Source organism: Holospora curviuscula, from assembly GCF_002930195.1.
In the GTDB taxonomy this organism is placed as follows: domain Bacteria; phylum Pseudomonadota; class Alphaproteobacteria; order Holosporales; family Holosporaceae; genus Holospora; species Holospora curviuscula.
The window spans coordinates 1-5,798 of sequence record NZ_PHHC01000118.1 but is presented as its reverse complement, the minus strand read 5'-3'; the positions used below and the strand labels follow the sequence as shown (position 1 = coordinate 5,798).

5 protein-coding genes and 1 pseudogene are annotated in these 5,798 nt (G+C 37.1%); 4 read left to right on the top strand and 2 right to left on the bottom strand.

All coding sequences use genetic code 11. The features are described 5' to 3' along the window. Positions 1–328 precede the first annotated feature (328 nt). A pseudogene (locus tag HCUR_RS10310) lies at positions 329–430 on the bottom strand (hypothetical protein); the annotation flags it as partial. Between the two features lie 377 nt (positions 431–807). Then, entirely contained in the window at positions 808–1,038 is a 231-nt protein-coding gene (locus HCUR_RS09270; RefSeq protein WP_207760957.1) for a hypothetical protein, read from the bottom strand. Positions 1,039–1,161: 123 nt separating this feature from the next. On the opposite strand from HCUR_RS09270, the gene HCUR_RS09265 reads away from it, so the two are divergent. The 4 genes from HCUR_RS09265 to HCUR_RS07900 all read left to right on the top strand — a co-directional run bounded on the left by HCUR_RS09265 (position 1,162) and on the right by HCUR_RS07900 (position 4,526). After that, the gene (locus tag HCUR_RS09265; protein WP_341476059.1) at positions 1,162–1,533 is read left to right on the top strand and encodes a hypothetical protein; all 372 of its coding nucleotides are present in this window, start codon (positions 1,162–1,164) and stop codon (positions 1,531–1,533) included. A 483-nt stretch (positions 1,534–2,016) separates the two neighbouring features. Further along, positions 2,017–3,495 carry a M23 family metallopeptidase gene (locus tag HCUR_RS06060; RefSeq protein WP_104207202.1) on the top strand — a complete coding sequence of 493 codons (1,479 nt, stop codon included), beginning with the start codon at positions 2,017–2,019 and terminating at the stop codon, positions 3,493–3,495. Further along, the gene (truA, locus tag HCUR_RS06055) at positions 3,492–4,250 is read left to right on the top strand and encodes a tRNA pseudouridine(38-40) synthase TruA (protein WP_104207201.1); all 759 of its coding nucleotides are present in this window, start codon (positions 3,492–3,494) and stop codon (positions 4,248–4,250) included. The genes HCUR_RS06060 and truA overlap by 4 nt, the downstream gene beginning before the upstream one ends. A gap of 60 nt (positions 4,251–4,310) precedes the next feature. Further along, positions 4,311–4,526 (top strand): hypothetical protein, encoded by a 216-nt coding sequence (locus HCUR_RS07900; protein WP_165780820.1) that lies wholly within the window; start codon positions 4,311–4,313, stop codon positions 4,524–4,526. Positions 4,527–5,798 lie beyond the last annotated feature (1,272 nt).

Below are 5,798 nucleotides of genomic sequence, written 5' to 3'. Positions count from 1 at the left end.
CTGAAAGATTTCCCTCGTTACCTTTGAGAAAGAATACATGATTTTATCTGCAACGTTATAGTGACAATAGATCTTCTACGATTCAGCCAATCCAATATTTTCGGTATTACTGTGAGCGCGTTACTTGTATCCCTTCTTTTGGCCTAACTTCTGTAGAAAACGTGCGTATCTTATGTAACATCTCAACTGCGCCTTGATGCTTTTCCATACCATTGCCGGGCTATAGGATTCTAAAAAACCTTGGAAATGTATCGTCACGGGGTATGCCGTTCTTATAGAGCAGAGGACTCTTGAGATCTATCTTTAACTTCGCAAAATCTTCAACATCTTACCATCCGTCAGCCCCGCATAGCGCTACACACAAAGCCCCTAAGAATACCTCAGACATCCCATGCGCCCTATTCCTACTGGACCTAGGATCTTTTAGGGGTTTAAAATGATCGACCCCCCCCCTTCTTCTATTTCTTTCATTAACTTTACCTTAAATGGTTCACCCTTCAAGGCATTCCCTATTATTTTTCTTTTTTGAAATATTTATTGTTATGAGGGGGCCCTGGGTCGGGCGAATAAGGGGGTAAAAACATTATTTTTTAGCCAACAGATGCAATGAGTACGCTTATTTTTTTGAGATCATTACCCAATTTTATGTATTCTATTTTTGTTTTTTTAAGTCTAGAATGTGTCGACATTTATAATTAAGTGTTGTAAGATTAAAGTCTTTAGTTACAAGAGGGGATGAGATTACAAAGGATACGAGATGACCAATGGGAAGAAATCAAAGAAAGGTTGTCTGGGAAAAAAGGGGATTCAGAACCTACTGGTAACGATAACCAGAAATTTATCAATGCCGTGATGTGGATTGCCCGCAAGAGTGCGCCGTAGCGTACCTTGCCAGAATCTTACAGGAAATACTCGAGGGTTCACAAACGCTTGATAAGATGGTCTAAGGTCAGTGTGTGGAAAATGATCTTCAATACCCTTGCAGCAGATGCTGATACGCAATGAATCATAACTGATTCCACAATGATTTGCTCCCAATCCACACGTCGCGGCCTTAGAAAAAAAATAAAGTCAATAGTACCCAAGAACAAGCGCTGGAGCGCTCAGCAGGCGGTTTTAGTACGAAGATCCACGCTGCCATGAGATGCTTTAGGAAACCCCATCAGATTCGTTCTATCGCTTGCGCAGTGCGCTAACTATACCAACGCTCTTGATTTAATGGAGAATTTTGACTTTAAAACGCTATTGGCGGATAAAGGCTACGATTCCCATGATATTGTCTATTATGCTGGCAGCGACAACGCCGTCATCTCCCCGCGATCCATGCAAAAAAAACCCAGAAAATTTGACGCAGCTCTTTATAAAGAACGTACTCTAGTTGAGCGAATGTTCAACAAGTTAACCCATTTCAGGCGTGTTGCACCCAGAGATGACACACTTGCACACGCTTTTCTTTTCCTTTCTTCATTTGGCTGTATCACTCATAATACTAAAGTAAATTTAAATGTCGACATGCCAAAAATGACTATATAAGAAAGAAGAAGACTATGAAGTTAAAAAATGCTTAGTCTACCAACAGTACTCTTAATTGTAAAAGAGATATGAGGATGCGCAATTGAATATCGCAGGCTCTAAATTAGCGTACCTAAAGAGTATTCAGTCGTATTAAAAAAGCTAGAATTCAGCTATAAAAAATGTTCCCCCTTAAAGTCTTGTGTATGTTGACCAAAACGGTATTGAACTCAATACGTAGCAAAGAGAGAGACTGAAAAATATGTGGCTAAAAAAATGGTAAAGATTACGAAAGAATAAGTATTATAGCAGGACTTATGAATAATAAATCGATCGCTCCCATGGGTTTTAATAAGTTTTGCAAGACAACACGTTTTAATCTTTCGTGCCTAAGCCCTGAGCCTGTTGGAGAGGGGACTTACATTTTGGTATACAATGTTGTAAAATTAGGGCTGCCTAACATAATTTTACAGTTAAGTCTATTGAGTAACGTGAGGAAAAGTTATGCATCATCTGTATTTGAATCCTGAAATAGAAAGACGCTTTACAAAAATTACAGTTTTATTTCTCTTTTCTTTTGGAATACTACTATACATGCATCGTGTTTATCGTGAAAATTTTTTTCAAAGTCAAGGACTAGATTTATTTTCTTTTAGAAATCGTTTTGGTCATTTTTCTGATAATTTATATCCTTATCCACGTATTTTTTCTCAGTTTTTTCCTTTGTTTCCTTATCGGAGTGTAAAGCCTTCTACTGAGTTTCATCATTGGCAGAAAATATTGGATTCTTCTGGGGTCTGTTCAGAAACGCTTCTTCCGTTACCAAAAATTTTTCCTCCTTCTTTGAAAAGTTTTTGCTTGCGGTGGAATTCTCTTACTGCGTTTATGCACGCATTGCGCTTAGAAAACGTTCTTCCGCATCATCGTATCTCTATAAGAAATGCTCTTTCTAAACTGATTAAAGAAAAAGTATTCACACGTGCCCTTACGGGCAAGGTAATTCGCGTGTACTATTCAAGTTTCAGAGAAGAAAATTATGTTTCCTCCATAGAAATTCCAATTAATCTTATGATAACAAAAAAACTTCATCTTGATTCCCAAGGCACTGTGCGCATTGAGACTATTCAAGATACGGTGGTTCCTTTTGTTATGCGGACTCAGGGTGTTGTAATGGGATCTTTGCTTTTGAATCTTCGAAAAAAGAAATTACCTCCTCATGCTTTTAATTTGATTACTTCAGCGTTGGAAACGAGTAAAATTTCTGTACGTCATCAGTATGGTAAGGGCTCTCAATTCTTTGTTTTGTATCGAGGTATTAAAAATTCTCGTACTGGCGAATCGCAATGTACAGATATTTTATTTCTTAAACTGAAAAATGCAAAGCGTCACGTCTCTTTATATTCTTATGCACCCCAGAAAAATAAAACGGGTTTATTTACGGAAGATGGGAGAAAGTTTAATTCAGGACGTCACTTATGTTTTATTCGTCCTGTTTCTGGTGGACGGCTATCTTCTTGTTTTGGCCGTCGAAAACATCCTATTTTCGGTTATCATCATCACCATAAAGGTATCGATCTTGCAGCCCCTCGAGGAACACCTGTGCGCGCGGCGGCTTCTGGGATAGTAGAAAAAGTGGGATGGGTAAGAGGATATGGAAAATTTATCCGTCTTCGTCATTCCAATGCTTACCATACCGCTTACGGACATTTATCAAACTATGCGCACAAGTTAAATCCAGGAACCAATGTGCACCAAGGGCAAATTATTGGGTTTGTGGGGTCGACAGGGAACGCTACAGGAAATCATTTACACTTTGAGATGATTCGCAATGGTGCTCAGGTAAATCCTTTGATGATGCACGCATCTACTCAGCCTATTGAACGTATGGGAAGGGCTCAGTACCAAAGATTTCGCTCTTATATTCACTATTTAAACAAAATTTATAATAAGTTAAAAAATAATAATGCAACTACTCGAATATGAAGAGTCGTTATGCACTTAAGATTGAATATGATGGGGCTTTTTTTTCTGGATGGCAAAGTCAAACGTCTTCACCACTCTCAGTTCAACGGAGACTGGAGCAAGCATTTTTAGCGCTTACGCAAGAAAGCGTTCATGTATATGCTGCTGGTCGTACTGATACTGGAGTTCATGCGCAGGGGCAGGTAGCACATGTAGATTTTTCTAGACACTATACCCAGGAGTGTCTTCATAAAGGGGGTAATTACTATTTAAATCATTCCGGGGTGCAAATTTTGAAGGTTCAACGTGTCAGTGAAGCATTTCATGCACGTTTTTCTGCAGAACGCCGGATTTATAGATATATACTGCTTCCTCGCTCTAGTTCTAGTCCTCTATGGAAAACTCGGGCGTGGTGGATTAAAAAACCACTCCAAAACGCATTATTAGAAGAAGCTGCAGTAGTATTAACGGGAAGCTGGGATTTTTCTAATTTTCGTAATTCAGCGTGCCAAGCCTCTAATCCGTTTCGTACCCTTGAAAAGGTTGTTGTAGAACATGTAGAGCCTTTCATCTATCTTCAGTTTCAAGCTAAATCTTTTTTACATCGTCAGGTTCGTATGATGACTGGAGCCATGGTCCAGTTTGCTACAAAATGTATTACTCTCAAAGAGTTTTTAGCTTATCTTTCTCCTAAAGACAGTAATAGTAAACCATTAGCTGCACCAGCACACGGCTTATATTTGGAAAAAGTGCTTTATAATGATTTTGTTTTTTAATTTTTAATGCTTCGTGGGTAAAATGTAATTGTGAATTCATTCAAAAATAAGGAGAAAAAAATGAATTTTTTGTATTACTGTCTAATAACAACTCTATTATCCATGCCTGTCATTGCAAAGCCGGATTCAGACGATGATTCCGATATTTCCGACGTACTCCAAAAAGTATTTGAGGAAAAAAGTGAAGAAAAGAAAGGTGGAAAAAGTGAGCAGAGTGAAAAAAATTCTTCTGATGAAGACGATGAATCTAAAGAATCATCAAAAGAAGAAGAGTAAAGAATCGTAAGAAAGTTTTCATTCAAAGCTTTGAGTAGTATTTCTTTACTCAAAGCCTATATTTTTTTGACTTTCAAACCATGTGAGTAACCAAAAAAATTGTACTTTATGATAATACTTCGTTACGTGTTGTATATTAATTTCATTAATTTTTAATCCTTGAAAATCAGGTTATTATAAAGTGCAGCGAAGTATAATAGTATAAAAAGAAAATAAGAGTTTTTTAGAATATTTTAAGAAATAGGGATTTTCTTCTTGCATTGGGGCTAGGTGGTGTCGATGTTAAGATCAGAAAATATTATAATAGAAGTATCGTAACATGAATTGATTGAATGCTACAGGATTTAAGACAAGATCAATCAAAAGCAGTTTCCCTGAAAAATAAGTCGCTAGCCTAAAAAATAGGATAATTTAGGATGTATAAGGGCAGTAACGTAGATGGCCAAAAGAGTATACTCTGAAATGCTTTACCCATAAAGCTGGGATTTTCAGAGCATATTCAATACCTTGTCGCTAAATCTTAAATGATGATTGACTTTACAATACTAAGGGCTTCTTCTGGTGCTTTAAAAAAATATAAAACCTAGCATATAGGAACAAAAGCTAGGAAGGTGAAGAAATGCATTGAGTAGCATGGCACATGTAATGTGTTTAGCACTTCAATTAGAGATTTTAGAGATGATATAATACCAAAGCTTTAAATCTCATAGAAGGGTAAGCTATGTCAGCATTAATGACTGACTAAAAATAAGGCATCAATTAAATAGTGTAGATACTGAAAAATTTTTGGAACCTTAGGCTGTTATATCTCCACGATCCGAGAAAAAACGCTACAATATTATGATCAACAATTTTATACAAAGAGCAATGTAACTGAGTGATTCTTCAATCAATTAAAACAGTATACCTGCTACGTAAAGCTGAAACAAAAAAATTTAAACCATTGTTCTAACTGAGGATTATTTTAATGAAGGATAGCGAAATAAACGCTTTGGCTGATGCAGTAGAGCGCTTATAAATCTTTGGATAATCTTCTAAAATGATCTAACTACGGAAATGAATACTCTACAAGCTCGCCATTCCTGGACCTTAACCCCCTTAGTGTGTTCTCCATGGTGTACCATGCTAAGAAAAACTCCTTGCGTATGAAGATAAACCTATTGGTGTAGATCCTTGACGCGCTAAAATGTTCACCAGCCTTAGAATTTTTTTTTAAGCCAAATAAGACTCTTTTGGCACACGTGCTATCATGAGAACTAGCGCTGTGCACAT

What these genes read in the sequence shown, in the direction of transcription:
- HCUR_RS06060 (WP_104207202.1), top strand. Translation starts at nt 2,017, where the DNA reads ATGCATCATCTGTATTTGAATCCTGAAATAGAAAGACGCTTTACAAAA.
- truA (WP_104207201.1), top strand. Translation starts at nt 3,492, where the DNA reads ATGAAGAGTCGTTATGCACTTAAGATTGAATATGATGGGGCTTTTTTT.
- HCUR_RS07900 (WP_165780820.1), top strand. Translation starts at nt 4,311, where the DNA reads ATGAATTTTTTGTATTACTGTCTAATAACAACTCTATTATCCATGCCT.